Origin of the sequence: Saccharothrix coeruleofusca (assembly GCF_017876325.1) — a bacterium.
Classification (GTDB): Bacteria; Actinomycetota; Actinomycetes; order Mycobacteriales; family Pseudonocardiaceae; genus Actinosynnema; species Actinosynnema coeruleofuscum.
On sequence record NZ_JAGINV010000001.1, the window covers coordinates 6,435,549 to 6,460,688 of the forward strand.

Consider the following 25,140-nt stretch of genomic DNA (forward strand, 5'->3'; position numbering starts at 1 on the left):
CGCTCAGGCCAGCGCCGCGGCCAGCTCCCGGTAGGCGCGCTCGCGGTCCGGCCCGATCACCTGGACGGCCACGTGGTCCGCGCCCGCGTCGTGGTGCTCGCGCAGCCGAGAAGCCACCCGTTCAGGGGTCCCCCAGGCGACCAGGGCGTCCACCAGCCGGTCGCTCCCGCCATCGGCCAGGTCGTCCTCGGTGAACCCGCTGCGCAGCCAGTTGTTGGTGTAGTTGGTCAGCCCCAGGTAGAACTCCAGGGCCTGCCTGGCCAGCGCGCGGGCCTCGCCCGGCGAGCTCTCCAGCACCACGTGCTGCTCGGGGGCCAGCAGCACGCCCGCGCCCACGGTCTCCCGCGCCAGCGCGGTGTGCTCGGGGGTGACCAGGTACGGGTGCGCGACGCTGGTGCGCGCGGCGGCCAGCTGGAGCACCCTGGGCCCGAGCGCGGCCAGCGCCAGCCGGTCCCTGGGCACGTCCAGCTCGTCGAGGTAGTGCACCAGCTTCTGGTACGGGCTCTGGTAGACCTCGCCGACGATCTCGCGGTGGCCCGCGCCGATGCCGACCAGGAACCGGTCGGTCCAGGCCAGGTCGCGGTAGCGCTCGTTGACCTCCTGGGCGGGCGTGGACCAGACGTTGAGGATGCCGGTGGCCACGGTGATCCGCTCGGTCGCGCCGAGCAGGGCTTCGACGGTGCCCAGCACGCTGCCGTCGGGCGAGCCGCCCAGCCACAGCGCGCCGAACCCCAGCGACTCCAGCTCGGCGGCCTCCGCCCCGGTCGGCCAGCTCCCCGCCATGGTCCACACGCCGAACCTGCCCAGCTCCACCGTCATTTCGACTCCTTACGAATCAGCTAGTTCTCCGGGACAACTTCTCCCACGGGGGTTTTAGTCCTCGTCGGTCCATCCGGCGCGGTTCACCCGAGTGGTACTACGTTCGATTTATGACGAAGTTGGGAACCAGCGATCTCGATGTCTCGCGACTCAGCCTGGGCGGCAACGTCTTCGGCTGGAACGCCAGTGAAGAGCAGTCCTTCGCCGTGCTCGACGCCTACACCGCGGCGGGCGGCAACTTCGTGGACACCGCCGACGTCTACTCCGCCTGGGCCCCCGGCCACTCCGGCGGCGAGTCGGAGACCGTGATCGGCCGCTGGCTGGCCAAGCGCGGACGGCGCGACGACGTGGTCGTCGCGACCAAGGTCGGCATGCTGACCGGCCTGGACAACCTCAAGGCCAAGACGATCCAGACCGCCGCCGAGGCGTCGCTGCGCAGGCTCGGCGTGGACCACATCGACCTGTACTACGCCCACAAGGACGACCCGAGCACCCCGGTCGAGGAGACCATGGCGGCCTTCGACGCCCTGGTGCGCGCGGGCAAGGTGCGCCACGTGGCCGCGTCGAACTACTCGGCGGCGCGCTTGCAGGAGGCGCTGGCCGCGTCCGAGCGCGAGGGACTGGTCAAGTTCGTCGCGCTCCAGCCGGAGTACAACCTCATGGAGCGCGCGGCCTACGAGGGCGAGCTGTCCGCCGCGGTGGCCGACGCGGGCCTGTCGGCGGTGCCGTACTGGGGACTGGCCAAGGGCTTCCTGACCGGCAAGTACCGGCCGGGCGTCGAGGTGGACAGCGTGCGCGCCGCCAGCGCCTCGCAGTACCTGGACGAGCGCGGCCTGGCCGTGCTGGAGGCGCTGGACGAGGTCGCCGAGGCGCGCGGCGTCGCCCCGGCGGCGGTGGCGCTGGCGTGGCTGGCCGACCAGCCGACGGTGGCCGCGCCGATCGCCAGCGCGCGCACCCCCGAGCAGCTGGCCGACCTGCTGCCCGCGCTGGAGCTGCGCTTGGAGGCGGCCGAGCTGGAGCTGCTCGGCAAGGCCAGCGAAGTTTAACCCGCCAGTAGCTTACTGTCGGTAGGTCGAGTTACGGTGACCTCCTCGCGAACCCGTTCGAGGAGGTCACCGTGGACGTCGCGGACAAGGTCGTGCTGATCACCGGCGCGGCCAGGGGCATCGGCGCGGAAGTGGCCCGCCAGCTCTCCGCCATGGGCGCGCGGGTGGCGCTGGTCGGCCTGGAGGGCGCCCAGCTGGCCGAGGTCGCCGCCCAGTGCGGCGGCAAGGCGTGGGAAGCCGACGTCACCGACTGGGCGCAGCTGCGCGCCGCGGTGGACGGGGCGGTCGAGCACTTCGGCCGCATCGACGTGGTGGTGGCCAACGCGGGCATCGCCACCACGGGGTTCGTCCGCTCGGTGGACCCGGCCGCGTTCGAGCGGGTGGTCGAGGTGAACCTGCTGGGCGTGTGGCGGACCGTGCGCGCCTGCCTGCCGCACCTGATCGCCAGTCGCGGCTACTGCCTGGTCGTCTCGTCGCTGGCGGCGATCGTGCAGATCCCCGGCAACGCGGCCTACTCCGCGGCCAAGGCGGGCTGCGAGGCGTTCGCCCACAGCCTGCGCGCCGAGGTGCGCCACCTGGGCGTGGACGTCGGCGTCGCCTACTTCTCGTGGATCGCCACGGACATGGTCGACAGCGTCGACCGGCACCCGGTGTTCGGCCCGCTGCGGCGGGGGCTGCCCGGACCGGCGGGCCGCAAGCACCCGGTGTCCGCCGTGGGCAAGGCCGTGGTCAAGGGCATCGCCGGGCGCAAGAAGGCCGTCCACGTGCCGGGCTGGGTGGGCGCGCTCAAGCTCTTCCGCGCGCTCACCCCCGTGGTGGTCGCCCGCCAGGCGCCCAAGGCCGTCGCCGCCGCCGACCGGGAAACGGCGGGCGGAGCCTGAGGCGGGCGGGCGGAGTCAGACCCAGGTGCCCAGCAGCGCCTGCCACTCGTGCACGCGGGTCTCGGCGATCACGGCGGCGGGCGTGTACGGGTCGGCGTCGATCACCTTCCGCAGCTCGGCCTCGTCGGCGACCTCGTAGACCAGCAGCGCGCCGGTGCCGTCCGCCCACGGACCCGCCGCCAGCAGCACCCCGCGCTCGGTCAGCGAGGCCAGGTACTCGCGGTGCGCGGGCCGCACCGCGAGCCGCGCCTGCTCGTCGTCCCCATACACCAACTCCACCGCGAAGCGGGCCATCTGAACCTCCATGTCGCCGTACAGCCGCCGAAGCTACCCCCTGACGGGGTAACGTCACTCCCGTGGTCGGTCCGGATCAGAACAGCGGCGGCGTCGTACGCGTGCAGGACACCCTGACGAACCTGCGCATCCGGGATGGGGTGGCTCCCGCCCACACAGGCCCGCTGACATTGGAAGACCTGTACCGGCAGCACCGGATGCGGCTGATCCGCCTGGCGCTGCTGCTGGTCGACGAGCCCGCCACGGCCGAGGACGTGGTGCAGGAGGCGTTCACCGGTCTGCACCGCAACTGGTCCAACCTGCGCGACGCCCAGGCGGCCGTGGGCTACCTGCGCACCGCCGTGGTCAACGGCTCGCGCAGCGTCCTGCGCAGGCGCAAGACCGCCCGCGACTACACCCCGCCGCACGTGGCCAACGCCCGCTCGGCGGAGAGCCTGGCCATGCTGACCGCGGAGCACCAGGCCGTGGTCGCGGCGCTGTCGCAGCTGCCGCCCAGGCAGCGCGAGGTGCTGGTGCTGCGCTACTACGGCGACCTGTCGGAGGCGGAGATCTCCGAGGCCACCGGCATCTCCAAGGGCACGGTCAAGTCCACGGCGAGCCGGGCGCTGGACGCACTGCAGAAGATCATGGCCTCGCGCTGACCCGCGTTCCCGCCGGGTGGTGACCGGCGGGGGCCGGGTGGTGCTCGCGGGCGCGGGTGGGACGAGGTGGGCGTCCCATTCCGTGGTTTGGTATAGACCAATAGCGGTGCCATGACGCACTATCGGTCCCCGTGGCGCGTACCGAGCACGTGATCGCCGTCGACGTCGGCGGCACCGACACCAAGGCCGCCCTGGTCGCGGGCACCCCCGACGGGGTGCGCGCGGTCGAGCGGCGCCGCCGCCCCACCGCGCGCCACGAGGACGGCGACGCGACCGCCGGAGCCGTGGTCGAGCAGGTCGCCGCCCTCGCCGACGAGCTGCGCGCCGCCACCGGCCGCGAGGCCGCCGCGCTCGGCGTGGTGGTGCCCGGCATCGTCGACGAGGCGGGCGGCACCGGCGTCTACTCCGCCAACCTGGGCTGGCGGGACTACCCGTTCGCCCGGCGGCTCGCCGAGCGCACCGGCCTGCCGACCGCCTTCGGCCACGACGTGCGCGCGGGCGGCCTGGCCGAGCTGCGCGCGGGCGCGGCCCGCGGCCTGCGCAGCGCGGTGATCATGCCCATCGGCACCGGCATCGCCGCCGCGCTGGTCCACGACGGCCGCGTGCTCGACGCCCCCGGCGAGATCGGGCACGTCGACGTCGGCCACGGCGAGCCCTGCGGCTGCGGCCAGCGCGGCTGCGTCGAGGCCCGCGCCTCCTCCGCCGCCATCGCCCGCCGCTACGCCGCCCGCGCCGGGCACGAGGTCCGGGGAGCCGCCGAGGTGGCCGCGCTGGTGCGGGCGGGTGATCCGGACGCGCTGACCGTGTGGCACGAGGCGGTGGACGCGCTGGCACGGGGCATCCTGCAGGTGGCGGCACTGCTGGGGCCCGAGGCGGTGGTGCTGGGCGGCGGCCTGGCCATGGCCGGACCGCTGCTGACCGACCCGCTGCGCACCCGCCTGGACGAGCTGATCACGTTCCAGCGGCGACCGGAGCTGCGGCTGGCGGCGCTGGGCGACGAGGCCGGGTGCCTCGGCGCGGCGCTGCTGGCCATCGACACGCTGGAGGAGAGATGAGCACGTGGGGCGGACCCGTGGACGTGACGCTGACCGGTGGTCGGGTGGTCACGCCCGAGGGGGTGCTCGACCGGGGCTGGGTGGCGGTGCGCGACGGCCGCATCACGGCGGTGGGGCGCGACTCCCCGCCGGAGGGGCCGACCACCGACGTCGGCGGCGGCTGGGTGGTGCCCGGCTTCGTGGACATCCACTGCCACGGGGGCGGCGGTGAGGCGTTCACCAGCGCGGACCCGGAACGGGTGCGCAAGGCCGCGGCGGCGCACCTCCAGCACGGCACCACCACGATGCTGGCCAGCCTGGTCTCCCGCCCGGTGCCGGAGCTGGCCGACCAGGTCTCCGCGCTGGCCGAGCTGGTCGAGGACGGCGTGGTCGCGGGCATCCACCTGGAGGGCCCGTTCCTGTCCGCGGCCCGCTGCGGCGCGCACGACCCGGCCATCCTCCGCCCGCCCGAGCGCTCCGCGGTGGACGCCCTGCTCAAGGCCGGTCGCGGGACCGTGCGGATGGTGACCGTCGCGCCCGAGCTGGAGCACTCCGTCGACGCGATCGCGCGGCTGGTGGACAACGGCGTGCTGGCCGCGATCGGCCACACCGACGCCACCGCGGCCCAGATCCGCCCGGCCGTCGACGCGGGCGCGAGCGTGGCCACCCACCTGTTCAACGGGATGCGCCCGCTGCACCACCGCGAGCCCGGCCCGATCGGCGCGCTGCTCGACGACGACCGGGTCACCGTGGAGCTGATCTGCGACCTGGTCCACCTGCACCCGACCACGGTGCGGCTGGCCGCCCGGCACGCGGGCGCGGAGCGGACCGTGCTGGTCACCGACGCGATCGCGGCGGCGGGCGCGGGTGACGGCGTGTACGACGTGGGCGGGCTGGAGGTGCGCGTGGTCGACGGCGTGCCGACGCTGGCGGGCGGCGCGGCGCTGGCGGGCAGCACGCTGACCATGGACGCCGCGTTCCGCAACGCGGTCGTGGCGTGCGGGCTGGACGTGGTCGAGGCGGTGCGCGCCACGGCGACCCGGCCCGCGCGGCTGCTGGGGCTGGCCGACCGGACCGGCGAGCTGCGCGCGGGCCTGGCCGCCGACCTCGTGGTGCTCGACGCCGACCTGCGTCCCCAAGAGGTCATGAGCAAGGGGTCCTGGGTGAAAGACTGACCGGGTGTCAACCGACCGGCTGCCCGACGAGCAGGAGCGGCTGGTGGCCGACGCCCTCCGCGCGCAGGCCACCAGCACCAGCGTGCCCAGGCCCGACCCGGTGCCCGGCTCCGCGTCCGACTCCGCACCCGATCTCGCGCCCGACCTCGGCGCGGACGCCCCCGCCGCTCCCGGCGACCACGCTCCGAAACCGGACGAACCACGCATAGGGGCTGTCTGGGTGCTGCTGCTGGCCCTTCTGCTGGGGCTGGCCTCGGGGACGGTCGTCGCGGTCATCACGCTGCGTTGAGCCTGTACCGTGGGCCGCGTGACGGTCGCGCTCGCCTCCACCCTCGCCCTCGGCCCTGACTGGCTGGACCCCGTCAACCTGCTGCAGGGCCTGGGGCCCTACATGCTGTTCGGGCTCTGCTTCATCGTCTTCGCGGAGTGCGGTCTGCTGGTCGGGTTCTTCCTGCCCGGTGACTCGCTGCTGTTCACCGCGGGGCTGTTCGTCGCCAGCGGGGTCATGGACTACCCGCTGTGGCTGGTCTGCCTGCTGCTGACCGCCTGCGCCCTGCTGGGCAACGTGGTCGGCTACTGGATCGGGCACCGCGCCGGACCGGCGCTGTTCGCCAAGCCGGACTCGAAGATCTTCAAGAAGGAGTACGTCGACAAGACGGAGGAGTTCTTCGACAAGTACGGCGCGCGCGCCATCGTGATGGCCCGCTTCGTGCCGATCGTGCGCACGTTCATCACCGCGATGGCGGGCGTGGGCCGGATGGACCCGCGCAAGTACTTCACGTACTCCCTGATCGGCGGCGTCGCCTGGGCCGCGGGCCTGACCGTGCTGGGCTACTTCCTCGGCCAGATCCAGTTCGTCCGGGACAACATCGAGATGATGCTGCTCCTGATCGTGCTCATCTCCGTGGTGCCGATCATCATCGAGGTCATCAAGGCCCGCCGGGAGCGCAAGACGCTGCTGCAGCAGGAGGCCGACGACATCACCCAGCAGTTCGAGCAGATCTCCGACGACTCCGAGGCCACCCAGGTCATCCGGCGCGTCACCGACTAGCCCCCGGCCGGTCCGCGCGGCGGGATCGGGCCAGCACCAGGCCGCCGAGGACCGCGGCGACCAGCCCCGCCGCCAGTGCCGCGAAGCCACCGACGATGCCGTAGCCGGTGCCCGGACCGCCCTCGGCGGCGGCCACCACGAGCCCGCCGACGACCGCGCTGACCAGCCCCGCCGCGAGGGCCGCCCGCCCCCTGCCCGCCCGACCGGCGGGGCGGGCCAGCGCGGAGCCCCCGATCACCACGCCCGCCACCGCGAGCAGCAGTGCCGCGAAGGACCAGACGCGCCCGGCGGTCAGGGTCTGGACGTCGGCGGTGATCGGTTCCGCCAGCAGGTGGTGAGCGGACATGGGGTTCCCCTTCCAGGAGTCGATGTCGCCGATCCTGTCCGCCCGCCCCACCGCCGGTCGTCGTGCGGACGCGGTCAATCCGCACTGCCGCGCACGGTGCGGAAATCCGGGGCTACCGCGTTCGCGGTAGTCGATCAGTGCTCTTCGCGTGGGATTCGCCCGACCGACCGCCTGGCTAGGGTGCACGCATGAGCGGGGGTCGGGGCGCTGTCGCGGACTGGGGGATCGCCGTCGGCGTGGCGGCGGCCCTGCTGATCGCGGGGCTGTCCGGGCAGCACCCCACGCCCTGGCCCGCCCCGTGGGGGCACGTGCTGCTGGCGGCGGGCGGCCTGGCGCTGGTCGCGCGCCGCCGGGCCCCGGTCGCCGTGCTGGTGGTGACCGGGCTGTGCGGGTGGGGGTACCAGGCCGCCGGGTTCGACGTGCCCGTCGTCGCGTACCTGTTCGCGGTGTACGCCGCGGTGCGGGCGGGCCACCGCCTGGTCGCGGTGGTGGGTTCGGTGGTCATGGTGGCCGCCCTTCCGCTGGCGCTGCTGGCCTCGCCCCACCACTGGCCCCTGGGCGAGGCGTTCACCCAGTCCAGGGACGTCCTGCAGGTGGCGTGGCTGGTCGCCGCCGGTGCGGCGGGCGAAGCGCTGCGGCAGGCCGAGCGCCGTGCCGACGAGGCCGAGCGCACCCGCGAGGAGACCGCGCGGCGGCGTGCCCAGGAGGAGCGGCTGCGCATCGCGCGGGAGCTGCACGACTCGCTCACCCACCAGATCTCGGTGATCAAGGTGCAGGCCGAGGTCGCCGTGCACCTGGCCCGCAAGCGGGGCGAGCGGGTGCCGGAGGCGCTGCTGGCGATCCTGGCGGCGGGCCGCGAGGCGACCAGGGAGCTGCGGGCCACCCTGGGGGCGCTGCGCGAGGGCGACGAGGACCCGTCGCACGGGCTCGACCAGCTCCCGGAGCTGGTGCGCCGGGTCAGGGCCACCGGCCTGGACGCGGAGCTGACCATCGGGGGACGGCCGGACGACGTGCCCGCCGCGGTGGGCCGGACCGCCTACCGGATCGTCCAGGAGTCGTTGACCAACATCGCCCGGCACGCCGCCGCCACCAGCGCGTCGATCCGGATCGACCACCGGCCCGACGCGCTGGTCGTGCGGGTCGACGACGACGGCCGGGCCACGCCGGACAGCCCGCCGGTGCCCGGTGTCGGGCTGCTCGGGATGCGCGAGCGGGTCACCGCCCTCGGCGGGCGGCTGCGGGCGGAACCGCGCGGCGGGGGCGGCTTCACCGTCCAGGCCGAGCTCCCCGTGGGCCGGACGCCGTGATCCGCGTCCTGCTGGTCGACGACCAGCCGCTGATCCGCAGCGGGTTCCGCGCGCTCCTCGACGCCGAGGACGACATCGAGGTGGTGGCCGAGGCCGCGAACGGCGCCGAGGGCCTGGAGCTGGCCCGGCGGCACCTGCCCGACATCGCGCTCGTCGACATCCGGATGCCGCTGGTCGACGGCATCGAGGCGACCCGGCGGATCGCGGCGGACCCGGCGCTGGCCGCGGTGCACGTGGTCGTCCTGACCAACTACGGCCTGGACGAGCACGTCTTCCACGCGCTGCGCGCGGGCGCGGCGGGTTTCCTGGTCAAGGACGTCGAGCCGGAGGACTTCCTGCACGCCGTGCGCGTCGCCGCGCGCGGTGACGCGCTGCTGGCGCCGTCGATCACCCGCAGGCTGATCGACCGGTTCGTCGCGCAGCCGCTGGACACCGGCCGCCGCGCCGAGCTGGCGGAGCTGACCCACCGCGAGCGCGAGGCCGTCGCCCTGGTCGCGCGCGGCCTGTCCAACGACGAGGTCGCCGCGCGCATGGTGATCAGCCCGCTGACCGCGAAGACCCACGTCAACCGGGCCATGACCAAGCTGCGCGCCCGCGACCGGGCCCAGCTCGTGGTGCTGGCCTACGAGTCCGGCCTGGTGACCCCGCGCGGCGCGGACCCCGCCGGGTAGTAGTTGGCGGCCCGGCATGGTGGGGCGGGTAGTACTTGCCGGTGTCAGGCGGGGGTGAACATGGAGCCGGGGTTGAACAGGTTGTCCGGGTCCAGGGCCTGCTTGATCGCGCGGTGGACCCGCAGGCCCACCGGTCCGATCTCGCGGGCCAGCCACTCGCGCTTGATCCGGCCGACGCCGTGCTCGCCGGTGATCGTGCCGCCCAGCTCCAGCCCCAGCTCCAGGATCCGGTCGAACGCCCAGCGGGCGCGGGTGAACTCGTCGGCCGAGGTGGCGTCGTAGACGACGGTGGGGTGCATGTTGCCGTCGCCCGCGTGGCCGACCACGGCCAGGCGCAGGCGGGCTTCGGCGCTGATCCGCTCGCAGCCGGTGATCAGCTCGGCGATCTTGGTGCGCGGCACGCACACGTCGTCGGTCAACCAGGCTCCGTACAGCTCCAGCGCGGGCAGCACCGCGCGCCGGGCGGCCAGCAGGTCGCGGCCCTCGGCCAGGTCCTCGGTGGCGTAGACCAGCTCGGCCCCGGCGTCCCGGCAGACCTGCTCGATCGCGGTCAGCTCGCGCCGCCCCGCCTCGCCGCCCGCGTCGGACTGGCACAGCAGCAGCGCCGCGCCCGCCGCCAGGTCGGTCTTGAGGTACCGCTCGACCGCCGCGATGGCGGTGCGGTCCATGATCTCCATCAGCGACGGAACCACGCCCTCGCGCACCACCCGGCTGACCGCCGCGCCCGCCGCGCCGGTGGTGCCGAACGCGGCCACCAGCGTGGCCGGGGCCTGCGGCAGGGGGCGCAGCGCCAGGGTGGCCCTGGTGATCACGCCCAGGGTGCCCTCGCTGCCGACGAACAGCTTGGTCAAGTCGTAGCCCGCGACGCCCTTGACCGTGCGGCGGCCGGTGCGCAGCAGTTCGCCGTCGGCCAGCACCACCTCGAGGCCGAGCACGGAGTCGGTGGTCACGCCGTACTTCACGCAGCACAGCCCGCCCGCGTTGGTGGACAGGTTGCCGCCGATGGTGCACCAGTCGTAGCTGGACGGGTCGGGCGGGTAGAACAGCCCGTGCTTCTCCACCGCGGCGCGCAGGTCGAGGTTGACCACACCGGGCTCGACCACGGCCAGCCGGTTGTCCGGGTCGACCTCCACGATGGCGTTCATCTTGGTGGTGACCAGGACCACACAGCCGTCCACGGCGTTGGCCGCGCCGGACAGCCCGCTGCCCGCGCCGCGCGGCACGATCGGCACCCGCGCCGCCGCGCACGCCCGCACCACGGCCTGGACCTGCTCGGTGCTGCCGGGCAGCACCACGGCCAGCGGCGTGCCGTGAGGGGCCAGGGGCATCATGTCCCGCCGGTAGGCGGCCGTGACGTCGGTGTCGGTCAGCACGGCGGCGGCCCCGACGGCCGTGCGGAGTTCGGCGAGCAGGGACTCCATGTCCCCACGCTAACCGGGGTGACAAGAGGTCACCGGTCGCTCGCTCTCCGCACCGACACCGCGGTTTCGGGGAGGTGTTGCCCCGGAGTCGCCCTGTCGACCTCGCTTCCCCACGTACTCTGCCTGTGTGGTGTTGTCCGCTGCGTCCGGAGCCATGGGGTTCATCTCGTTCGAAGACGCTGGGCCGGTAGCCGTCTGGTTGATCACGCTCAGCTTCGTCTTCTTCGAGTGCGCCTTCATCTTCGGACTCTTCCTCCCAGGTGATTCGCTGCTGTTCGCGGCCGGTGTGGTGCTCGCGCAGCACGACGGCGAGCTGAGCGCGTGGCTGCTGTCCGGCGCGGCGATGGTGGTCGCCGTCGTCGGCAACCAGATCGGCTACTACATCGGCCGGTCCACCGGCACGCGGCTGCTGGCCAGACGCGGCGGCCGGGTGCTCAACAAGGAGAACCTCGAACGGGCGCGCGAGTTCCTCGACCGCCGCGGCTTCTGGGCGATCGTGCTGGCGCGCTGGATCCCGTGGGTGCGCACGCTCGCGCCGATGATCGCGGGCGCGGCCGGGATGGACCCGAGGCGGTTCATGCTGGCCACGGCCATCGGCGCGCTCGCGTGGGTGCCGACGCTGGTGCTCGCGGGCTACTACGCCGCGGGCCTGCTCACGGCCGTGCCGTGGCTGCAGACCGCGGCCGTGGTCGGGAGCATCGCGTTCTTCGTGGTCGGCACCCTCTACGGGCTGTACCGGTACCGGCAGGAGATGCACAAGCCGGTCGACGAGACCGCCGACGAGGTCGCGGACGTCACGCCAGGTCGGTGATGACCAGGTCGGGGACGGCCTGGGCGGCGTTGACCAGCGCGGCGTTGGCCGCGTCGGGGCCGTGCGCGGCCCGGTGCCTGGCCTGCTCGGCGGACCGCCCGTAGCGCATGTGCCGCTCGACCAGCCGGTCCAGCCGCACCCGCTCGTCGGGCAGCAGGAACCACGCCTCGTCCAGCAGCGGGCGCACCCGCGCCCACGGGCCCTCGGGCACGAGCAGGTAGTTGCCCTCGGTCACCACCAGCGGCACGGCCGGGTCCACCGGCACCGCGCAGGCGACCGGCTCCTCGATCTCGCGGCGGAACTCCGGCGCGTAGACCACCTCCTGCCCGGTGGTCTTCAGCCTGATCAGCAGGTGCAGGTAGCCCTCGACGTCGAAGGTGTCCGGCGCGCCCTTGCGCTCGGCGCGGCCCAACCGCTCCAGCTCGCGCTGCGCGAGGTGGAAGCCGTCCATGCCGACCAGCGCGGCGTCCGCGCCCAGCGCGTCGACCAGCCGCCGCGCCAGCGTCGACTTGCCCGACCCCGGCGCGCCCGCGATGCCCAGCAGCACGCGCTCGCCCCGGCCCGCCAGCGCCCGCGCCCGGTCCACCAGTTCCTCGAAGCTCATCCGTCCGCCCACCGCGCCAACTCTTCCACCCACGTCCCCGCGGTGTTGCGCACCCGCACGGCCGCGACCCTGTTCGCCCAGTCAACCGCGTCCGCCACCCCGTTTCGCACCAGGTCGCCGCGGGCCACCGCCACGGCCAGCGCGCCGTGCCACACGTCGCCCGCGCCGTTGGTGTCGCGCACCGGCACCGGGGCCACCTCGCGCGAGCCGGTCCCGGTCGGGGTGGACCAGGTGACCGGGTCCGCGCCGTGCGTGCGGACGACCAGCGGCACGCCGCGGGCGTGCACCTCCTCCTCGGACAGCTCGAAGGACGCCGAGCAGGCGGCCACGTCCACCAGCGGCAGCAGCTCGTCCAGCACGGGTTTCCAGCTGCCCGCGTCGAGCACCACGGGCACACCTCGCTCCCGCGCGGCGCGCGCGGCGGCCACCGCCGTCGGCCCGAGGTGGCCGTCGAGCAGGACCACCTCGGCCGCCGCCACCAGCGGCGCCACGTCCACCGGTGGGGGCGTGAACGCCGCGGCGTTGCGGGAGACCACCGTGCGCTCCCCGTCCCGCTCGCGCACCACGACCATGCTCAGCGCGGGCCCGTGGTCGGGCGGGGCCACGTCGTGCACCTCGACCCCGCGCTCGGCCAGCCCCCGCCCCGCCAGCACCCCGAACGGGTCACCGCCAACGGCGGTCAGCAGCGCCGCGCGGTGCCCGAGCGCGGCCACGGCGGTCGCCGCGGTGGCCGCCGGACCGCCCGGCGCCAGGTGCGCGTCCAGCGATTGCATCTTCTGCCCCGGAACGGGGAACTCGATCACCTGCTGGACGACGTCGACGGTCGTCAGGCCGACACAGAGCACGGCTGCCACGGTCGGCGCCTCCCAGCGGGTAGTGTCCGACGCAATCGCTTGCGCAGTCCGGAACGGGGACGAGCCCAATGGTCACCATGCGAGAGGTAGCCGGTCTCGCCGGGGTCTCCATCACCACCGTCTCACACGTGCTCAACGAGACCCGCCCCGTCGCCGAGAGCACCAAGGAGCGGGTGCTCAAGGCCATCGAGGAGACCGGCTACACCGGTGACGCCATCGCGCGCTCCCTGGTGACCGGGGGCACCAAGTCGCTGGGCCTGGCCGTGTCGCTGGTCTCGCACCCCTACTTCGCCGAGCTGATCGCCGCGATCGAGAACGAGGCCACCTCGGCCGGGTACACGCTGGTGCTGATCGACACGCGGGACAGCGCCGACTCCGAGCAGGCCGCGGTGCGGATGCTGCGCTCGCGGCGGGTGGACGGGGTGCTGCTGACGCCGACCTCGGGCAGCGCGGCCCTGCCGGAGCTGCGGCGGCTGGGCATCCCGACCGCGCTGGTGGACCGGTTGACCCTGGGCCAGGACATCGACCAGGTGGGCCCGGAGAACGTGCAGGCCACCTCGGCGCTGGTGACGCACCTGGCGGAGCTGGGGCACCGGCGGATCGGCCTGGTCACCGGCACACCGGGGCTGGCGACCACGGACGAGCGGGTGCTCGGCTACCGGCTCGGCCTCGGCCGGGCTGGCCTGAAGTGGGACGAGTCGCTGGTGGGCACCTCGCTGGAGCCGATGCTCGGGTCGATCACCGGGGTCGTGGTCAGCGACCACCAGGTGCTCATCGACGTGCTGCACCAGGCCCGCGCGCGCGGCGTGCGGATCGGCGCCGACCTGGCGCTGGTGACCTACGGCGAGGTGGAGTGGGCGGACCTGGTCGACCCGCCGCTGACCACCATGTCCCAGCCGGTGGAGGAGATCGGGCGCACCGCCGTGCGCCTGCTGCTGTCCCGGATCGCCGACCCCGAGCGTCCCCCGGAGACCATCCGGCTGGCCCCCGAGCTCAAGCACCGCCACTCCTGCGGCTGCCACCCCACGCCTGCAAGTACTACCAGCCACCCCCCAGAGCGCCGTTAACCACTACCCGGCTTTCCCGAACGCTCGACCCGCGGTGCGCGAACGCTCGGTTCGCGGTGTCCGGGCGCTCGGTTCGGGGAGGCGGGCGTGGGACTTGCGGTAGGCGGTGGGGGTCGTGCCCACCGCCCGGCGGAAGGTGGCGCGGAAGTTCGCCGCGGTGCCGAAGCCGGTCGCGCCCGCGATCCGCTCGACCGACCAGTCGGAGCTCTCCAGGAGCCTGCGCGCGCTGAGGACCCGCTGCGAGACGACCCAGTGCATCGGCGACATGCCCGTCTCGCGCTCGAAGTGGCGGATGAAGGTGCGGCGCGGCAGCAGGCTGCGGTCCGCCATCCGCTGCACCGTGATCGGCGACGCGAGGTTGTCCACCACCCACTCGCGGGTCGCGCGCAGGCTGGTCCGGGGCGGGGTGGGCAGGTCGACGTACTGCGGCTCGGCCGCGCCGCGCGGCAGGGACACCACCTCCTTCGCCACCTCGTCGGCGGCCGTCGCGCCGAAGTCGGAGCGGATCACGTGCAGGCAGGCGTCGATCAGCCCACCCGCCCCGGCGGAGGTCAGCACCGGCCCGTCCTCGACGAACAGCCGGTTCTCCACCACGTCCACCCTCGGGTGCTCCAGCCGCAGCCGGTCGGTGTAGCGCCAGTGCGTCGTCGCCGTCCTGCCGTCCAGCACCCCGGCGGCGGCGAGCGCGAACGCGGCCGTGCAGGCGGCGACGATCCGGGCGCCCCGCTGGTCCGCGCGGCGCAGCACCTCCAGGTACTCCTCCGGGAGGGGCAGGCGCGGGTCCTCGTAGCTCGGGACCAGGACGACGTCCGCGCGGTCCGCCTCGGCGAGGGAGTGCGTCGGCCGGATGTCCACCAACGCCGCCGCGTCGGCCGAACCCCGGTCCCCGCACACCAGCACCTCGTAACCGGGGTGGGCGTTGAGCAGGTACACGAGGATGCCGAAGTCCAGCGCGATGGTCCCCGGCACCGCGAGGACGGCGGCCACTCTGCCCGACTGCACTGGCACGATCCTTTCCGTTGTTGGCACCGCACCCGCTGGTGCTCCGCACCCCGCGTCAATACCGTTTTTCCAGGTCAACGGACATGTTGTAGTGAGCGGAGCGAAATGAGCAAGGTGGAGCGGCGCAGCGAGAAGCACGGGGTTTCGTGGGAGGACGAGTACGGCTACGTCCAGGCGGTCAAGCACGGTGACACCATCTACCTCTCCGGTCAGCTGTCGCACGACGGCGAGGAACTGGTCGCGCCCGCCCCGGTCGACAGCGACGGGACGGTCACCGACTTCGGCAACATGGGCGCGCAGCTGCGGCAGACCTACGCCAACGCGGCGAAGCTGCTGGAGCGCTTCGGCGCGTCGCTGGACGACGTCGTCGAGGAGGTCATCTACACCCTCGACTGCGACGCCCTGTTCGCCGTGGCCGGGCCGGTCCGCAAGGAGGCCTACGGCCGACCGGACCCGCTGGTGGCCAGCACGATGCTCGGCACCACCCGGCTGGCCTTCCCCGAGCAGCTGGTCGAGGTGAAGTTCACCGCACGGGTCTGACCCCCGGTCACGGGGTGGACCGCCACTGCACCGCCAGCTCGTCGCCCGCCGCCACGACGTGGTGGCCCTCGGGCGCGGGCGTGGTGGCGAAGCAGACGCCCAGCGACAGGCCGACCACGCCCCGGTCGCGGTAGCGGCGGCGCAGCTCGTCGCTGATGCCGCCGAGCTTGGTCAGGTCCTGGGTGAGGCAGGCGCGGAAGCGGCTCTGGGTCTGCCTCACCCGCTGGCAGCGCAGCGCGGCGACGATGACCGGCGGCACCCCGTCGGCGGGCGCGCTGAGCGCGTTGAACACCAGGTCGGCGGTCCGCGCCGGGTTGTCGAACACGGCGGTGCCGCCCACCGCGGTGGCGGTGACGCCGGACTCGACGTCGAGGTCGGCGGGGTCGCCGAGCGACGCGCCCAGCCAGTAGGTGAACTGGGCGGCGGCCCAGCCCTGCCAGCCGCCGGTCCGCGTCGAGACGACGGAGATCACCGGGTGCTCGGCGCGGACCCAGCGCACGAGCCCGTCGACGAGGTCCTGCGGGGTGATGGTGTGGTACGGCACCGGGGAATCCTGCCGCACGGGGGTCAGCGGGCCGGACCGCGCTCCAGCAGCGCCGCGGCCTCCAGGGCCATCCACGCGCCCAGCTGGACGGACAGGTCGCCCTCCGGGGCGGTCGCGTCCGGTCGCGCGGCGGGCTCGGCCCAGTCCGGGCCGAACAGCGGCCCGGCCACCACGGCGGTCCGGTTCGCCCACGCCGCGTGCGCGGAGGAGAGCACCAGCTCCGCCGCCCGCGCCGCCTCCGGCCGGTCCAGGCGCAGCGCGGCCTGCGCGAGGTAGCGGGCCAGGATGCCGCTGAACAGCCCGCCGTCACCGCCGCCGTGGCCGCGCAGCACCCCGTCCACGGCCAGGTGCGCGTCCACCGCGGTGATGATCCGCGCGGCCCGGTCCGACCACACCGCCCCGCCACCGGCCCGGGCGATCTCCACGCACGCGCCCAGGACCACGCCCTGGCAGTAGGTGTAGAGGTTCTTCTCCACCTCGCGGATCGAACCGTCCGGCCCCACGTGCAGGCCGTCCCACAGCAACCCGGTGTCCGGGTCGAGCAGGTGCTCCTCGATCCAGTCCACAGTGGACCGGGCGCGGTCGAGGTCGGCCGCGTCGCCCCCGTGCGCCGCGAGCCGGGCGAGCAGGATGGCGGCGGGGCCGTTGGCGGGCACGTTCTTGAAGTCGTCGTGCCGCTTCCACCAGATGCCGCCGCCCGCGTCGTCGGTCCACGCGCCGCGCAGCCGGTCGGCGATGGTGGCCACCGCGGCGGGCCGCCCCACCCCCACCCCGGCGGCGCGGTGCAGCGCCAAGCCCAGCCACGCCATGTCGTCGTAGTACTCGTTGGTCCAGCCGGTCAGGTTCCGGACCCGGATGCCCCGCACCAACCGGCGCAGCAGCCGCTGCCTGCCCTCGTCGGGCGCGCGCAGCTGGGCGTCCACCAGGCAGTCGAGCAGGTGCGCCTGCCACCAGTAGCCGAACCGCAGGTGCACCCGGCCCCGCCAGTCCACCGGCCAGCGGGCCGCGCCCAGCGCGGTGCCGGGCAGGCCCCAGACGCCGCGCAGGTGGCGGGAGCGCACCGCGCGTTCGGCGGCACCGGCGCGGGCGGCGAGGATCTTGGCGCGCGTCACGGGTACAGGGTGCCTTCTTGACCGGTCAAGAATCCCGGCGGCGCAGGTCCCAGTGGTACAGGGCCATGGCCGCGCTGGTGGTCAGGTTGTAGCTGGAGACCTTGTCCCGCATGGGGATCGAGAGCACGCGGTCGGCCACGGCCCGCACGGCGTCGGACAGGCCGTGCCGCTCCGAGCCGAAGGCGAGCACCGCGTCGTCGGGGATCACCGCGTCCCGCAGGTCCTCGCCGCCCGCGTCGAACGCCAGGACCGGGCCCGCCAGCCCGTCCAGGTCCGCGAGCCTGCCCACCGGCAGGGCGAAGTGCAGGCCCGCGCTGCCGCGCAGGACGTTGGGGTGCCAGGGGTCCACGTCGCCCAGCGACACCACCCCGCTCGCGCCGAGCCCGGCGGCCACGCGGATCACGGCGCCGAGATTTCCCAGGTTCTTCGGGTTGTCCAGAAGGACCAGCGGGGCCGGGCGGCCGGAGGTGGTCACCGGGGCGCGCTCGGCGGAGCGGTCGGCGAGCGCGGCCACGCCCGTCGGGTGGGTCCGCCCCACCACGGCGCTGAACTCGGCCGGGGTGACCACCTCGGCTCGGGCGGTGAACTCGTCGAGCAGGTCGGGGGCGTGGCTGGCGGCCAGGGCCAGGGTGGCCGCCAGGTCGAGCACGAGCACGCGGTGGATCGTCGCCCCGAACCGGAGCGCGTGCTTCACGACGTGGAAGCCCTCCAGGACCACATGCCCGCTCACGCGGCGAGCCTACCCAGCGGCGACCGGGCGCCGGTCCAACTTGAGGCCGATCTTGCGGTGCCCCGGCACGTCACGGGCGGTCAGCGCGGCTTCCACCCGACCATCACGGTTCAAGGACGTGGCGATCGCGTAGCTGTCCTCGCCTTCCGTGAGCCCCAGTTCCTCGTAGTTCACCTGCCACCCCTTCGGCAGCACCACCACGTGCTCGACCAGGGACGTCACATCGGTGAAGGACACCAGGAAGACGTCGGGGCCGCGGCCCCGCACGAAGGGCAGGCACATGGCGGGCCAGCACACCTCAGCCGTGAGAGTGATCTTCTCGCCGCGCCGCATGGCCCGGTCGAAGTGGACGAACGTCTTGACCAGGCGCTCGGTCCACTGGTGGGTGGTGTCCAGCCGCACACCGCCTGATCCGCCGTTCGTGGAGGTGCGCACCTCCACGCTCACCCGGTTCCGCCACTTCAGCGGCCAGTCCCAGTCCACCCGCTCGAAGAAGCTGACGAAGTCCAGGCGGTCGCTGTCCGCCACGACGGTGAAGACCATCCTCTTGCACACGTCACCGTTGCCGCCGATGTGCACCCTCTGCGACCAGCGCTCGACATGCCACCGCTGACCGTGCACCGCTACGAGGATGTCGCAGTACTGGGCGAGGAGTCGGGAGTACAGATCCGCGTGCCAAACCCGTTCGCGCCGCATGGCCAGGGACGGCGGAAGGGCGGCGCGCCACCTCCGGAGAGGACTGCGGAGCCCCGCCAGGGGGTTCGCGTGCTGCCGCAAGCGGATTCCGCTCACCCCGACCTCCTCCGACGCCCCGCGTACAGGGTGGAGGTCACTTTCTCGATCCGGTGAGTTTGTCCCCTGATCGGACGCAGTCGAACTCAGCGGCACGCCGCCGCGGAAGCCGCGTGCCCGGCCCGGCGGCGCAGGTAGTAGCCGGTCCACGAGACCAGCACCAGCAGCGCCACCACCAGCTGCACGGCGCGCGCCGCCGACTCCGGGTACAGCACCCCGTCGACGTAGGTGTCGATGAACCCGCCTGCCAGCTCCTCCTGCCCGGCCCGCACCCGGAAGAAGTCCTCGACCGCGGTCAGCGGGCAGGCCAGCGGGAACACCACCACCAGCACCGCCCACGCCGCCATCGCCGCGTGCGCCCAGATGACCTTGGGCCACCGCCACGCCAGGAACCCCCCGACCACGAGGAAGAGCAGCACCGCGAAGTGGAGCACCATCACCAGCTCGGCGAACGCGCGCGCGACCATCCCCGACCTCCCTACCCCCACAGTAGGCCGGTTTCCCCGTCGGGCACCCGATTATTCAGCCACGTGGCAGAGCCTGCCAGGGCACCCGTGACGCTACGTCGAGCACCAGGTCGGCCATGTGGCCCAGGGGCGCCTGCAGCAGCGGTCCCGGCACGGCCACGGCGAGGTTGTGCTCGTCGAAGGCCAGCGCCACGCCCACCGCGCGCGGGTCGTGCAGCAGGGCCTGGGCCAACCCGGACGACAGCAGCGCGGTGGCGAACGCCGGGTTCTTGCGGCGCACCTCGTACCGGCTGTCGAAGGCCGGGTCGCCGGTGGTGACGAACTGCTCGAACAGCCCCCACACGCTGTCGTCGCGCGGGCTGATCAGCACCCACGGCCCCGGCATCGGGCGCGGCACCACCACCACCGAGTACGTCCGGTACTCGTGCGAGACCACGTTGTCGGTGCGCAGCACCACCTCCACGGCGAGCACGGGCACGCCGCGCCACTGCCCGACCAGCTGGAACTTGACCCGGCTGCGGTCGGCTTCCAGCATCCGGCCGATCTGCGGCACGCGCTCCTGGAAGCCCTGGTCCTCGGCGACGAACCGCCAGCCCAGGGACGCCTCCAGGGCGCGCATCCGCTGTTCCCACTGGTTCACGAACCGCTGGTCGGTGAACGGGTTGCGCTTGCGCCGCGCCAACCCCACGGCGACCCCGGTCCCGAGGATCGCCACGATCACGATGAGCAGGACGAGGGCGGTCACGTCAGGCCAGGCCGAGGTCGGCGAGGTCGAGCAGGTACCGGTAGGGCAGGCCCTGCGCCTCGATGGCCTCGCGGGCGCCGGTGTCGCGGTCGACCACGGTGGCCACGCCGACCACCTCGGCGCCCGCCTCGCGCAGCGCCTCGACCGCGGTCAGCACGCTGCCGCCGGTGGTGGAGGTGTCCTCCACGGCCAGCACGCGCTGGCCCGCGACCTCGATGCCCTCGATGCGCCGCTGCATCCCGTGCTGCTTGGCGGCCTTGCGCACCACGAACGCGTCGAGCACCTCCCCGGACGCGGCGGCGGCGTGCATCATGGCGCACGCCACCGGGTCCGCGCCCAGGGTCAGCCCGCCCGCCGCGACGTAGTCCCAGTCGGCGGTGAGCTGCCGCAGCAGCTTGCCGATCAGGGGCGCGGCGGCGTGGTGCAGGGTCGCCCTGCGCAGGTCGATGTAGTAGTCGGCCTCGGCCCCGGAGGACAACGTCACCTTGCCGTGCACCACGGCCAGCTCGCTCACCAACCGGGCCAGTTCGGACTTGGCACCGGCGTCCAGAACCACTTCAGTTCGCACGGCTGCCAAGACTGTCACACCCGCGCCGCCGCACCACCCCGGCACGCGGTTCAGGTGCGGCCGCGACCGCCCGCCCGCGAGGCGGCGTACCGGAGCAGGCCGCGCGGCAGCAGCCGGGACACCACGACGATGGCCTTGTAGAGGGCGCTGGGCACCGACAGCTGCTTGCCCGCGCGCAGGTCGGCCAGGCAGTCGTGGACCACCCGGTCGGCGTCCAGCCAGGCGTAGCCCGGCGTGCCGCTCATGTCGATGCCCGCGCGCTGGTGGAACTCGGTGCGCACGTAGCCGGGGCACAGCGCCAGCACGCGCACCCCGGTGCCCGCCACGGCGGCGGCCATGCCCTCGGAGAACGCGGTGACCCACGCCTTGTCGGCGCTGTAGGTCGAGCCGCGACCGGGCAGGAAGCCCGCGACGCTGGAGACGTTGACCACCGCGCCGGAACCGCGCGCCACCATGCCGGGCAGCGCGGCGCGGGTCAGCCGCAGCACGCTGGTCACGTTCACGTCCAGCTGGGCCTGCAGCCGGTCCGGGTCGAGCTCGGCGAACTCGCCGGAGTTGGCGAAGCCCGCGTTGTTGACCAGCAGGTCCACCGGCCGCTCGGCCAGCAGCGCCTCGACCTTGGCGCGCTCGGCCGCCGAGGACAGGTCGGCGGGCAGCACCTCGACCGCCACGCCGTGCCGGGAGCCCAGGGCGGTGGCCATGGTGTTGAGCCGGGCCTCATCGCGGGCCACCAGCACCAGGTCGTGCCCCTCGGCGGCCAGCCTGCGGGCGAACGCCGCGCCCAGGCCCGCGGTGGCGCCGGTGACCAGCGCGGTCGGCGGGGTCACGACTTGCGCCCGAACTGCGGGCGGTAGACCTCGGCGCCGCCGCCGTCGGTCCCGGACGCCTCCAGCTCAGGGTCGGCCTCGAACGGGTCGACCACGTCGGCCAGCTCGCCCAGGTCGCGCAGCAGCCGCTCCAGCCGGGCCGGGCTCGCGCCGGGCGGCGCGGCGGCCAGCACCCAGTCGTTCTCCAGCCACACCACGGTGACGTCCGCGCCGATCTCCTCGGCGGCGTCGACCAGGTCCGGGGTGATCAGCTTGCGGGCGGCGGGCAGCTCGCCGACGAAGGCGTAGCGCGAGCCGACCGGGCCGAGCAGGTCGGGCATCTGGTGGCGCTGGAACGGCACGGTGGACAGCCACAGCTCGACCACCACCGGCAGCGGGCGCCTGCACCGCACGGCCACCAGCACCGAGGTGACCTTGCCGCCGTTCTCGTGGTCGAGCACGTAGACCTGGCGGCGGCCGTCGGCGGTGAAGGTCGAGCCCGCCACCACGTCCTTGGCCACGCCGGTGCCGTAGTAGGCGATCGCGCCGCTCTCCCAGCGGGTGGGCAGCACGTGGTCGGTCTCCTCGAACTGCCACCCGCGCAGCGCCGCCCACCTGCGCCGCTCGCGGTTCCGCGCGGTTCGCTGCGCCCGGTCGGTCGCGAGCAGGGCGAAGCCCGCCACTCCCGCCACCGCCGCCACGGTGAACCAGACCCACGCCGGTATGCCCACGGGTGCGAGGGTAGCGGCCTCGGCGGCCAGAACGAAGATCACGGCACTCGCGGTTCGCGCGAACAGCCCAAGCCGTTACCTCGGAAGCTCGTGTCGAAGATGATCCTCATGACGATGAGCTACCCGTTCCGGCAGCGATGATGCGAACGCCCCCGCACCGGGTGACGGCGCGGGGGCGTTCGCGGGGCGCTCAGCCGCGCCCGACGATCAGCCCGGAGGCGTCGTCGAGCACGTCGACGCGCACCGCGTCACCGTCGCGGACCTCGCCCGCCAGCAGCTCCTTGGCCAGCTGGTCGCCGATCGCGGACTGCACCAGGCGGCGCAGCGGGCGGGCGCCGTAGACCGGGTCGAACCCGTTGAGCGCCAGCCAGTCGCGGGCCGCCGGGGTGACCTCCAGGGTCAGCCTGCGCTGGGCCAGCCTGCGGCCGAGCTTGCCGACCTGGATGTCCACGATCGAGGTCAGCTCCTCGGTGGCCAGCGCGTGGAAGACCACCACGTCGTCGAGCCGGTTGAGGAACTCCGGCTTGAAGTGGGCGCGCACCACCGACATGACCGCGTCGTGGCGCTGCCGGTCGTCCAGGGTCGCGTCGGCGATGATCTGCGAGCCGAGGTTGGAGGTCAGCACCAGGATGGTGTTGCGGAAGTCGACCGTGCGGCCCTGACCGTCGGTGAGCCTGCCGTCGTCGAGCACCTGCAGCAGCACGTCGAACACGTCCGGGTGGGCCTTCTCGACCTCGTCCAGCAGCACCACCGAGTACGGGCGGCGGCGCACCGACTCGGTCAGCTGGCCGCCCTGGTCGTAGCCGACGTAGCCGGGGGGAGCGCCGACCAGGCGGGCCACCGAGTGCTTCTCGGAGTACTCGCTCATGTCGATGCGGATCATCGCCCGCTCGTCGTCGAACAGGAACTCCGCCAGCGCCTTGGCCAGCTCGGTCTTGCCCACGCCGGTCGGGCCCAGGAACAGGAACGAGCCGGTGGGCCGGTCCGGGTCGGCCACGCCCGCGCGGGTGCGGCGCACCGCGTCGGAGACCACGCGCACCGCCTCGGCCTGGCCGACCACGCGCTTGGCCAGCTCGTCCTCCATGCGCAGCAGCTTGGCCGTCTCGCCCTCCAGCAGCCTGCCCGCCGGGATGCCGGTCCATGCGCTGACCACGTCCGCGACGTCGTCGGGGCCGACTTCCTCCTTGAGCATCACGGCGGCCTCCTGGGTGGTGCGGGTGGCCGCCTCCAGCTCCTTCTCCAGCGCCGGGATGCGGCCGTAGCGCAGCTCCGCGGCCCGGCCCAGGTCGCCGTCGCGCTCGGCCCGCTCCGACTCGCCGCGCAGCTGCTCCAGCTGCTCCTTGAGGTCGCGGACCTTCTCGATGGAGCCCTTCTCGTTCTGCCAGCGGGCGGTCAGCGCGGCCAGCGACTCGCGCCGCTCGGCCAGCTCGGCGCGCAGCGCGGCCAGCCGCTCGCGGGAGGCCGCGTCCTCCTCCTTGGCCAGCGCCATCTCCTCGATCTCCAGGCGGCGCACGGCGCGCTCCACCTCGTCGATCTCCACCGGCCGCGAGTCGATCTCCATGCGCAGCCGGGAGGCGGCCTCGTCGACCAGGTCGATGGCCTTGTCGGGCAGGAAGCGGGCGGTGATGTAGCGGTCGGACAGGGTGGCCGAGGCGACCAGCGCGGCGTCGGTGATCCGCACGCCGTGGTGCACCTCGTAGCGCTCCTTGAGGCCGCGCAGGATGCCGATGGTGTCCTCCACCGAGGGCTCGCCGACCAGCACCTGCTGGAAGCGGCGCTCCAGCGCCGGGTCCTTCTCCACGTGCTCGCGGTACTCGTCCAGCGTGGTGGCGCCGACCATGCGCAGCTCGCCGCGGGCCAGCATGGGCTTGATCATGTTGCCCGCGTCCATGGCGGACTCGCCGGTCGCGCCCGCGCCGACGATGGTGTGCAGCTCGTCGATGAAGGTGATGACCTGGCCCGCGGAGTCGGTGATCTCCTTGAGCACGGCCTTGAGCCGCTCCTCGAACTCGCCCCGGTACTTGGCGCCCGCGACCATCGCGCCCAGGTCCAGCGCCACGACGCGCTTGCCGCGCAGCGACTCGGGCACGTCACCCGCGACGACGCGCTGCGCCAGCCCCTCGACGATGGCGGTCTTGCCGACGCCGGGCTCGCCGATGAGCACCGGGTTGTTCTTGGTGCGGCGGGACAGCACCTGGACCACGCGGCGGATCTCCGCGTCGCGGCCGATCACCGGGTCCAGCTCGCCCTTGCGGGCGCGGGCGGTCAGGTCGACGCCGTACTTCTCCAGCGCCTTGTAGGTGCCCTCCGGGTCGGGGCTGGTGACCCGCGCGGAGCCGCGGACCTTGCCGAACGCCTCGCGCAGCGCCTCGGGCGCGGCGCCCTGGCGGCGCAGCAGGTCGGCGACCTGCCCGCCGTGCTGGGCCAGGCCGACCAGCAGGTGCTCGGTGGAGACGTACTCGTCGCCCATCTCGGTGGCCAGCTCCTGCGCGCGGGTGAGCACGCGCACGGCCTCGCGGGAGAACTGGGGGGCGGACACCGACGAGCCGGTGGCGGCGGGCAGGGCGCGGGTGATCTGGTCCAGCTCCTTGCGCACCTGGTCCGGGTCGGCGCCCACGGCCGACAGCAGGGGCGCGGTCAGGCCGTCGCCCTGGGCGAGCAGGGCGCCCAGCAGGTGCGCGGGCCCCACGTCCGGGTTGCCCGCGATGGTCGCCGCCTGCACCGCGGCGGAGACCGCCTGCTGCGTCTTCGTGGTCGGGTTGAAAGCGTCCATTCCTCACCTCGGTCGGCGTCGCCTGCGCGGACCGGCGTCCCGCACCGGCCCACACCCGGATCAACGTCAGAAAAGTTGAGTCCGTTCCACTCAACCTACTGCAAGCGGTGTGATCTGGGCCATGCGGGACCTGTCGGAACACGCTGTCCACCGCGCTCGCGGAGGACCGGGCGGGGGTGCGGGAGGCGGCCGAACGGGTCCGGACGAGTGGTGCCCGCCGACGCCGAGGACAGCGGTTTCCGGGCGGGTCGCAGCGCTGCGGAATGGGCCGTTGACCTGCGTCACCCACATGTACCAGCGGTTTGTCC

The 25,140-nt window shown here is 73.8% G+C and carries 29 protein-coding genes; 12 read left to right on the forward strand and 17 right to left on the reverse strand.

Annotation, left to right across the window (positions count from 1 at the left end):
* Positions 1-3: 3 nt before the first annotated feature.
* A complete protein-coding gene (locus tag JOF41_RS29505) occupies positions 4-819 on the reverse strand; it encodes an LLM class F420-dependent oxidoreductase (RefSeq protein WP_209623336.1) in 816 nt (271 codons plus the stop codon).
* A 110-nt stretch (positions 820-929) separates the two neighbouring features.
* On the opposite strand from JOF41_RS29505, the gene JOF41_RS29510 reads away from it, so the two are divergent.
* Positions 930-1,865: an aldo/keto reductase gene (locus tag JOF41_RS29510; RefSeq protein WP_189226959.1), complete on the forward strand. Its 936-nt coding sequence runs from the start codon at positions 930-932 to the stop codon at positions 1,863-1,865.
* 71 nt (positions 1,866-1,936) lie between these two features.
* Positions 1,937-2,746, forward strand: a complete 810-nt coding sequence (locus JOF41_RS29515) for an SDR family oxidoreductase (protein WP_209623338.1) — start codon at positions 1,937-1,939, stop codon at positions 2,744-2,746.
* 15 nt (positions 2,747-2,761) lie between these two features.
* Here the strand turns inward: JOF41_RS29515 and JOF41_RS29520 are convergent, their stop codons facing one another.
* Entirely contained in the window at positions 2,762-3,040 is a 279-nt protein-coding gene (locus JOF41_RS29520) for a YciI family protein (protein WP_189226957.1), read from the reverse strand.
* A gap of 62 nt (positions 3,041-3,102) precedes the next feature.
* Between JOF41_RS29520 and JOF41_RS29525 the strand changes: the two genes are divergently transcribed.
* The 5 genes from JOF41_RS29525 (at position 3,103) to JOF41_RS29545 (ending at position 6,941) form a co-directional block, all read left to right on the forward strand.
* Positions 3,103-3,681 (forward strand): SigE family RNA polymerase sigma factor, encoded by a 579-nt coding sequence (locus tag JOF41_RS29525; RefSeq protein WP_189226956.1) that lies wholly within the window; start codon positions 3,103-3,105, stop codon positions 3,679-3,681.
* A 131-nt stretch (positions 3,682-3,812) separates the two neighbouring features.
* On the forward strand, positions 3,813-4,736 hold the full coding sequence (locus tag JOF41_RS29530) for an ROK family protein (RefSeq protein ID WP_307867564.1): 924 nt from the start codon (positions 3,813-3,815) through the stop codon (positions 4,734-4,736).
* Complete coding sequence (nagA, locus tag JOF41_RS29535; protein ID WP_209623340.1) at positions 4,733-5,890, forward strand: N-acetylglucosamine-6-phosphate deacetylase; 1,158 nt, start codon at positions 4,733-4,735, stop codon at positions 5,888-5,890. The genes JOF41_RS29530 and nagA overlap by 4 nt, the downstream gene beginning before the upstream one ends.
* Positions 5,891-5,894: 4 nt before the next feature.
* Positions 5,895-6,179: a hypothetical protein gene (locus tag JOF41_RS29540; protein ID WP_307867565.1), complete on the forward strand. Its 285-nt coding sequence runs from the start codon at positions 5,895-5,897 to the stop codon at positions 6,177-6,179.
* Positions 6,180-6,188: 9 nt separating this feature from the next.
* On the forward strand, positions 6,189-6,941 hold the full coding sequence (locus tag JOF41_RS29545) for a DedA family protein (protein ID WP_189226954.1): 753 nt from the start codon (positions 6,189-6,191) through the stop codon (positions 6,939-6,941).
* Here JOF41_RS29545 and JOF41_RS29550 read toward each other — a convergent pair.
* The gene (locus JOF41_RS29550; RefSeq protein ID WP_209623347.1) at positions 6,931-7,287 is read right to left on the reverse strand and encodes a DUF6223 family protein; all 357 of its coding nucleotides are present in this window, start codon (positions 7,285-7,287) and stop codon (positions 6,931-6,933) included. The two genes, JOF41_RS29545 and JOF41_RS29550, sit on opposite strands and share 11 nt — an antisense overlap.
* Before the next feature lie 188 nt (positions 7,288-7,475).
* Here JOF41_RS29550 and JOF41_RS29555 point away from each other — a divergent pair, with 188 nt between their 5' ends.
* Positions 7,476-8,594 carry a sensor histidine kinase gene (locus JOF41_RS29555; RefSeq protein ID WP_209623348.1) on the forward strand — a complete coding sequence of 373 codons (1,119 nt, stop codon included), beginning with the start codon at positions 7,476-7,478 and terminating at the stop codon, positions 8,592-8,594.
* A complete protein-coding gene (locus JOF41_RS29560) occupies positions 8,591-9,265 on the forward strand; it encodes a response regulator (protein WP_189226951.1) in 675 nt (224 codons plus the stop codon). Before JOF41_RS29555 ends, JOF41_RS29560 begins: the two co-directional genes overlap by 4 nt.
* A gap of 44 nt (positions 9,266-9,309) precedes the next feature.
* Here the strand turns inward: JOF41_RS29560 and JOF41_RS29565 are convergent, their stop codons facing one another.
* The gene (locus JOF41_RS29565) at positions 9,310-10,686 is read right to left on the reverse strand and encodes an FAD-binding oxidoreductase (protein ID WP_189226950.1); all 1,377 of its coding nucleotides are present in this window, start codon (positions 10,684-10,686) and stop codon (positions 9,310-9,312) included.
* Between the two features lie 154 nt (positions 10,687-10,840).
* On the opposite strand from JOF41_RS29565, the gene JOF41_RS29570 reads away from it, so the two are divergent.
* Positions 10,841-11,497: a DedA family protein gene (locus tag JOF41_RS29570; protein ID WP_209624522.1), complete on the forward strand. Its 657-nt coding sequence runs from the start codon at positions 10,841-10,843 to the stop codon at positions 11,495-11,497.
* Here the strand turns inward: JOF41_RS29570 and JOF41_RS29575 are convergent.
* Both JOF41_RS29575 and JOF41_RS29580 read right to left on the reverse strand, forming a co-directional pair.
* The gene (locus JOF41_RS29575; protein ID WP_189226949.1) at positions 11,481-12,101 is read right to left on the reverse strand and encodes a nucleoside/nucleotide kinase family protein; all 621 of its coding nucleotides are present in this window, start codon (positions 12,099-12,101) and stop codon (positions 11,481-11,483) included. The genes JOF41_RS29570 and JOF41_RS29575 overlap by 17 nt on opposite strands.
* Positions 12,098-12,955, reverse strand: a complete 858-nt coding sequence (locus JOF41_RS29580) for a carbohydrate kinase family protein (RefSeq protein ID WP_307867566.1) — start codon at positions 12,953-12,955, stop codon at positions 12,098-12,100. The genes JOF41_RS29575 and JOF41_RS29580 overlap by 4 nt, the downstream gene beginning before the upstream one ends.
* 68 nt (positions 12,956-13,023) lie before the next feature.
* On the opposite strand from JOF41_RS29580, the gene JOF41_RS29585 reads away from it, so the two are divergent.
* Complete coding sequence (locus JOF41_RS29585; protein ID WP_209623350.1) at positions 13,024-14,022, forward strand: LacI family DNA-binding transcriptional regulator; 999 nt, start codon at positions 13,024-13,026, stop codon at positions 14,020-14,022.
* Between the two features lie 3 nt (positions 14,023-14,025).
* On the opposite strand, the gene JOF41_RS29590 is transcribed toward JOF41_RS29585, so the two are convergent.
* Positions 14,026-15,024, reverse strand: a complete 999-nt coding sequence (locus JOF41_RS29590; RefSeq protein ID WP_209623352.1) for a GlxA family transcriptional regulator — start codon at positions 15,022-15,024, stop codon at positions 14,026-14,028.
* A 105-nt stretch (positions 15,025-15,129) separates the two neighbouring features.
* Between JOF41_RS29590 and JOF41_RS29595 the strand changes: the two genes are divergently transcribed.
* Positions 15,130-15,564, forward strand: a complete 435-nt coding sequence (locus JOF41_RS29595) for a RidA family protein (protein WP_189226946.1) — start codon at positions 15,130-15,132, stop codon at positions 15,562-15,564.
* Positions 15,565-15,571: 7 nt separating this feature from the next.
* On the opposite strand, the gene JOF41_RS29600 is transcribed toward JOF41_RS29595, so the two are convergent.
* The 10 genes from JOF41_RS29600 to clpB all read right to left on the reverse strand — a co-directional run bounded on the left by JOF41_RS29600 (position 15,572) and on the right by clpB (position 24,832).
* Positions 15,572-16,108 (reverse strand): hypothetical protein, encoded by a 537-nt coding sequence (locus JOF41_RS29600; RefSeq protein ID WP_209623354.1) that lies wholly within the window; start codon positions 16,106-16,108, stop codon positions 15,572-15,574.
* Between the two features lie 23 nt (positions 16,109-16,131).
* Positions 16,132-17,220 carry a glycoside hydrolase family 76 protein gene (locus tag JOF41_RS29605; protein ID WP_209623355.1) on the reverse strand — a complete coding sequence of 363 codons (1,089 nt, stop codon included), beginning with the start codon at positions 17,218-17,220 and terminating at the stop codon, positions 16,132-16,134.
* Positions 17,221-17,245: 25 nt separating this feature from the next.
* Positions 17,246-17,950 carry a TrmH family RNA methyltransferase gene (locus JOF41_RS29610; RefSeq protein WP_209623356.1) on the reverse strand — a complete coding sequence of 235 codons (705 nt, stop codon included), beginning with the start codon at positions 17,948-17,950 and terminating at the stop codon, positions 17,246-17,248.
* 9 nt (positions 17,951-17,959) lie between these two features.
* Complete coding sequence (locus tag JOF41_RS29615; protein ID WP_189226942.1) at positions 17,960-18,571, reverse strand: hypothetical protein; 612 nt, start codon at positions 18,569-18,571, stop codon at positions 17,960-17,962.
* Positions 18,572-18,828: 257 nt separating this feature from the next.
* Positions 18,829-19,209, reverse strand: coding sequence for a DUF2784 domain-containing protein (locus tag JOF41_RS29620; protein WP_189226941.1), 381 nt, complete (start codon positions 19,207-19,209; stop codon positions 18,829-18,831).
* Positions 19,210-19,264: 55 nt separating this feature from the next.
* Entirely contained in the window at positions 19,265-19,954 is a 690-nt protein-coding gene (locus tag JOF41_RS29625) for a hypothetical protein (RefSeq protein WP_189226940.1), read from the reverse strand.
* 1 nt (position 19,955) lies between these two features.
* Positions 19,956-20,510 carry an orotate phosphoribosyltransferase gene (gene pyrE / locus JOF41_RS29630; RefSeq protein WP_189227064.1) on the reverse strand — a complete coding sequence of 185 codons (555 nt, stop codon included), beginning with the start codon at positions 20,508-20,510 and terminating at the stop codon, positions 19,956-19,958.
* Between the two features lie 62 nt (positions 20,511-20,572).
* A complete protein-coding gene (locus JOF41_RS29635) occupies positions 20,573-21,349 on the reverse strand; it encodes an SDR family NAD(P)-dependent oxidoreductase (protein WP_209623357.1) in 777 nt (258 codons plus the stop codon).
* Positions 21,346-22,059, reverse strand: a complete 714-nt coding sequence (locus tag JOF41_RS29640; protein ID WP_209623358.1) for a TtfA family protein — start codon at positions 22,057-22,059, stop codon at positions 21,346-21,348. The genes JOF41_RS29635 and JOF41_RS29640 overlap by 4 nt, the downstream gene beginning before the upstream one ends.
* Positions 22,060-22,249: 190 nt before the next feature.
* Positions 22,250-24,832 carry an ATP-dependent chaperone ClpB gene (gene clpB / locus JOF41_RS29645; RefSeq protein ID WP_209623359.1) on the reverse strand — a complete coding sequence of 861 codons (2,583 nt, stop codon included), beginning with the start codon at positions 24,830-24,832 and terminating at the stop codon, positions 22,250-22,252.
* Positions 24,833-25,140 lie beyond the last annotated feature (308 nt).

What these genes read in the sequence shown, in the direction of transcription:
- JOF41_RS29505 (WP_209623336.1), bottom strand. Translation starts at nt 819, where the DNA reads ATGACGGTGGAGCTGGGCAGGTTCGGCGTGTGGACCATGGCGGGGAGC.
- JOF41_RS29510 (WP_189226959.1), top strand. Translation starts at nt 930, where the DNA reads ATGACGAAGTTGGGAACCAGCGATCTCGATGTCTCGCGACTCAGCCTG.
- JOF41_RS29520 (WP_189226957.1), bottom strand. Translation starts at nt 3,040, where the DNA reads ATGGCCCGCTTCGCGGTGGAGTTGGTGTATGGGGACGACGAGCAGGCG.
- nagA (WP_209623340.1), top strand. Translation starts at nt 4,733, where the DNA reads ATGAGCACGTGGGGCGGACCCGTGGACGTGACGCTGACCGGTGGTCGG.
- JOF41_RS29550 (WP_209623347.1), bottom strand. Translation starts at nt 7,287, where the DNA reads ATGTCCGCTCACCACCTGCTGGCGGAACCGATCACCGCCGACGTCCAG.
- JOF41_RS29555 (WP_209623348.1), top strand. Translation starts at nt 7,476, where the DNA reads ATGAGCGGGGGTCGGGGCGCTGTCGCGGACTGGGGGATCGCCGTCGGC.
- JOF41_RS29565 (WP_189226950.1), bottom strand. Translation starts at nt 10,686, where the DNA reads ATGGAGTCCCTGCTCGCCGAACTCCGCACGGCCGTCGGGGCCGCCGCC.
- JOF41_RS29570 (WP_209624522.1), top strand. Translation starts at nt 10,841, where the DNA reads ATGGGGTTCATCTCGTTCGAAGACGCTGGGCCGGTAGCCGTCTGGTTG.
- JOF41_RS29575 (WP_189226949.1), bottom strand. Translation starts at nt 12,101, where the DNA reads ATGAGCTTCGAGGAACTGGTGGACCGGGCGCGGGCGCTGGCGGGCCGG.
- JOF41_RS29585 (WP_209623350.1), top strand. Translation starts at nt 13,024, where the DNA reads ATGGTCACCATGCGAGAGGTAGCCGGTCTCGCCGGGGTCTCCATCACC.
- JOF41_RS29595 (WP_189226946.1), top strand. Translation starts at nt 15,130, where the DNA reads ATGAGCAAGGTGGAGCGGCGCAGCGAGAAGCACGGGGTTTCGTGGGAG.
- JOF41_RS29620 (WP_189226941.1), bottom strand. Translation starts at nt 19,209, where the DNA reads ATGGTCGCGCGCGCGTTCGCCGAGCTGGTGATGGTGCTCCACTTCGCG.
- clpB (WP_209623359.1), bottom strand. Translation starts at nt 24,832, where the DNA reads ATGGACGCTTTCAACCCGACCACGAAGACGCAGCAGGCGGTCTCCGCC.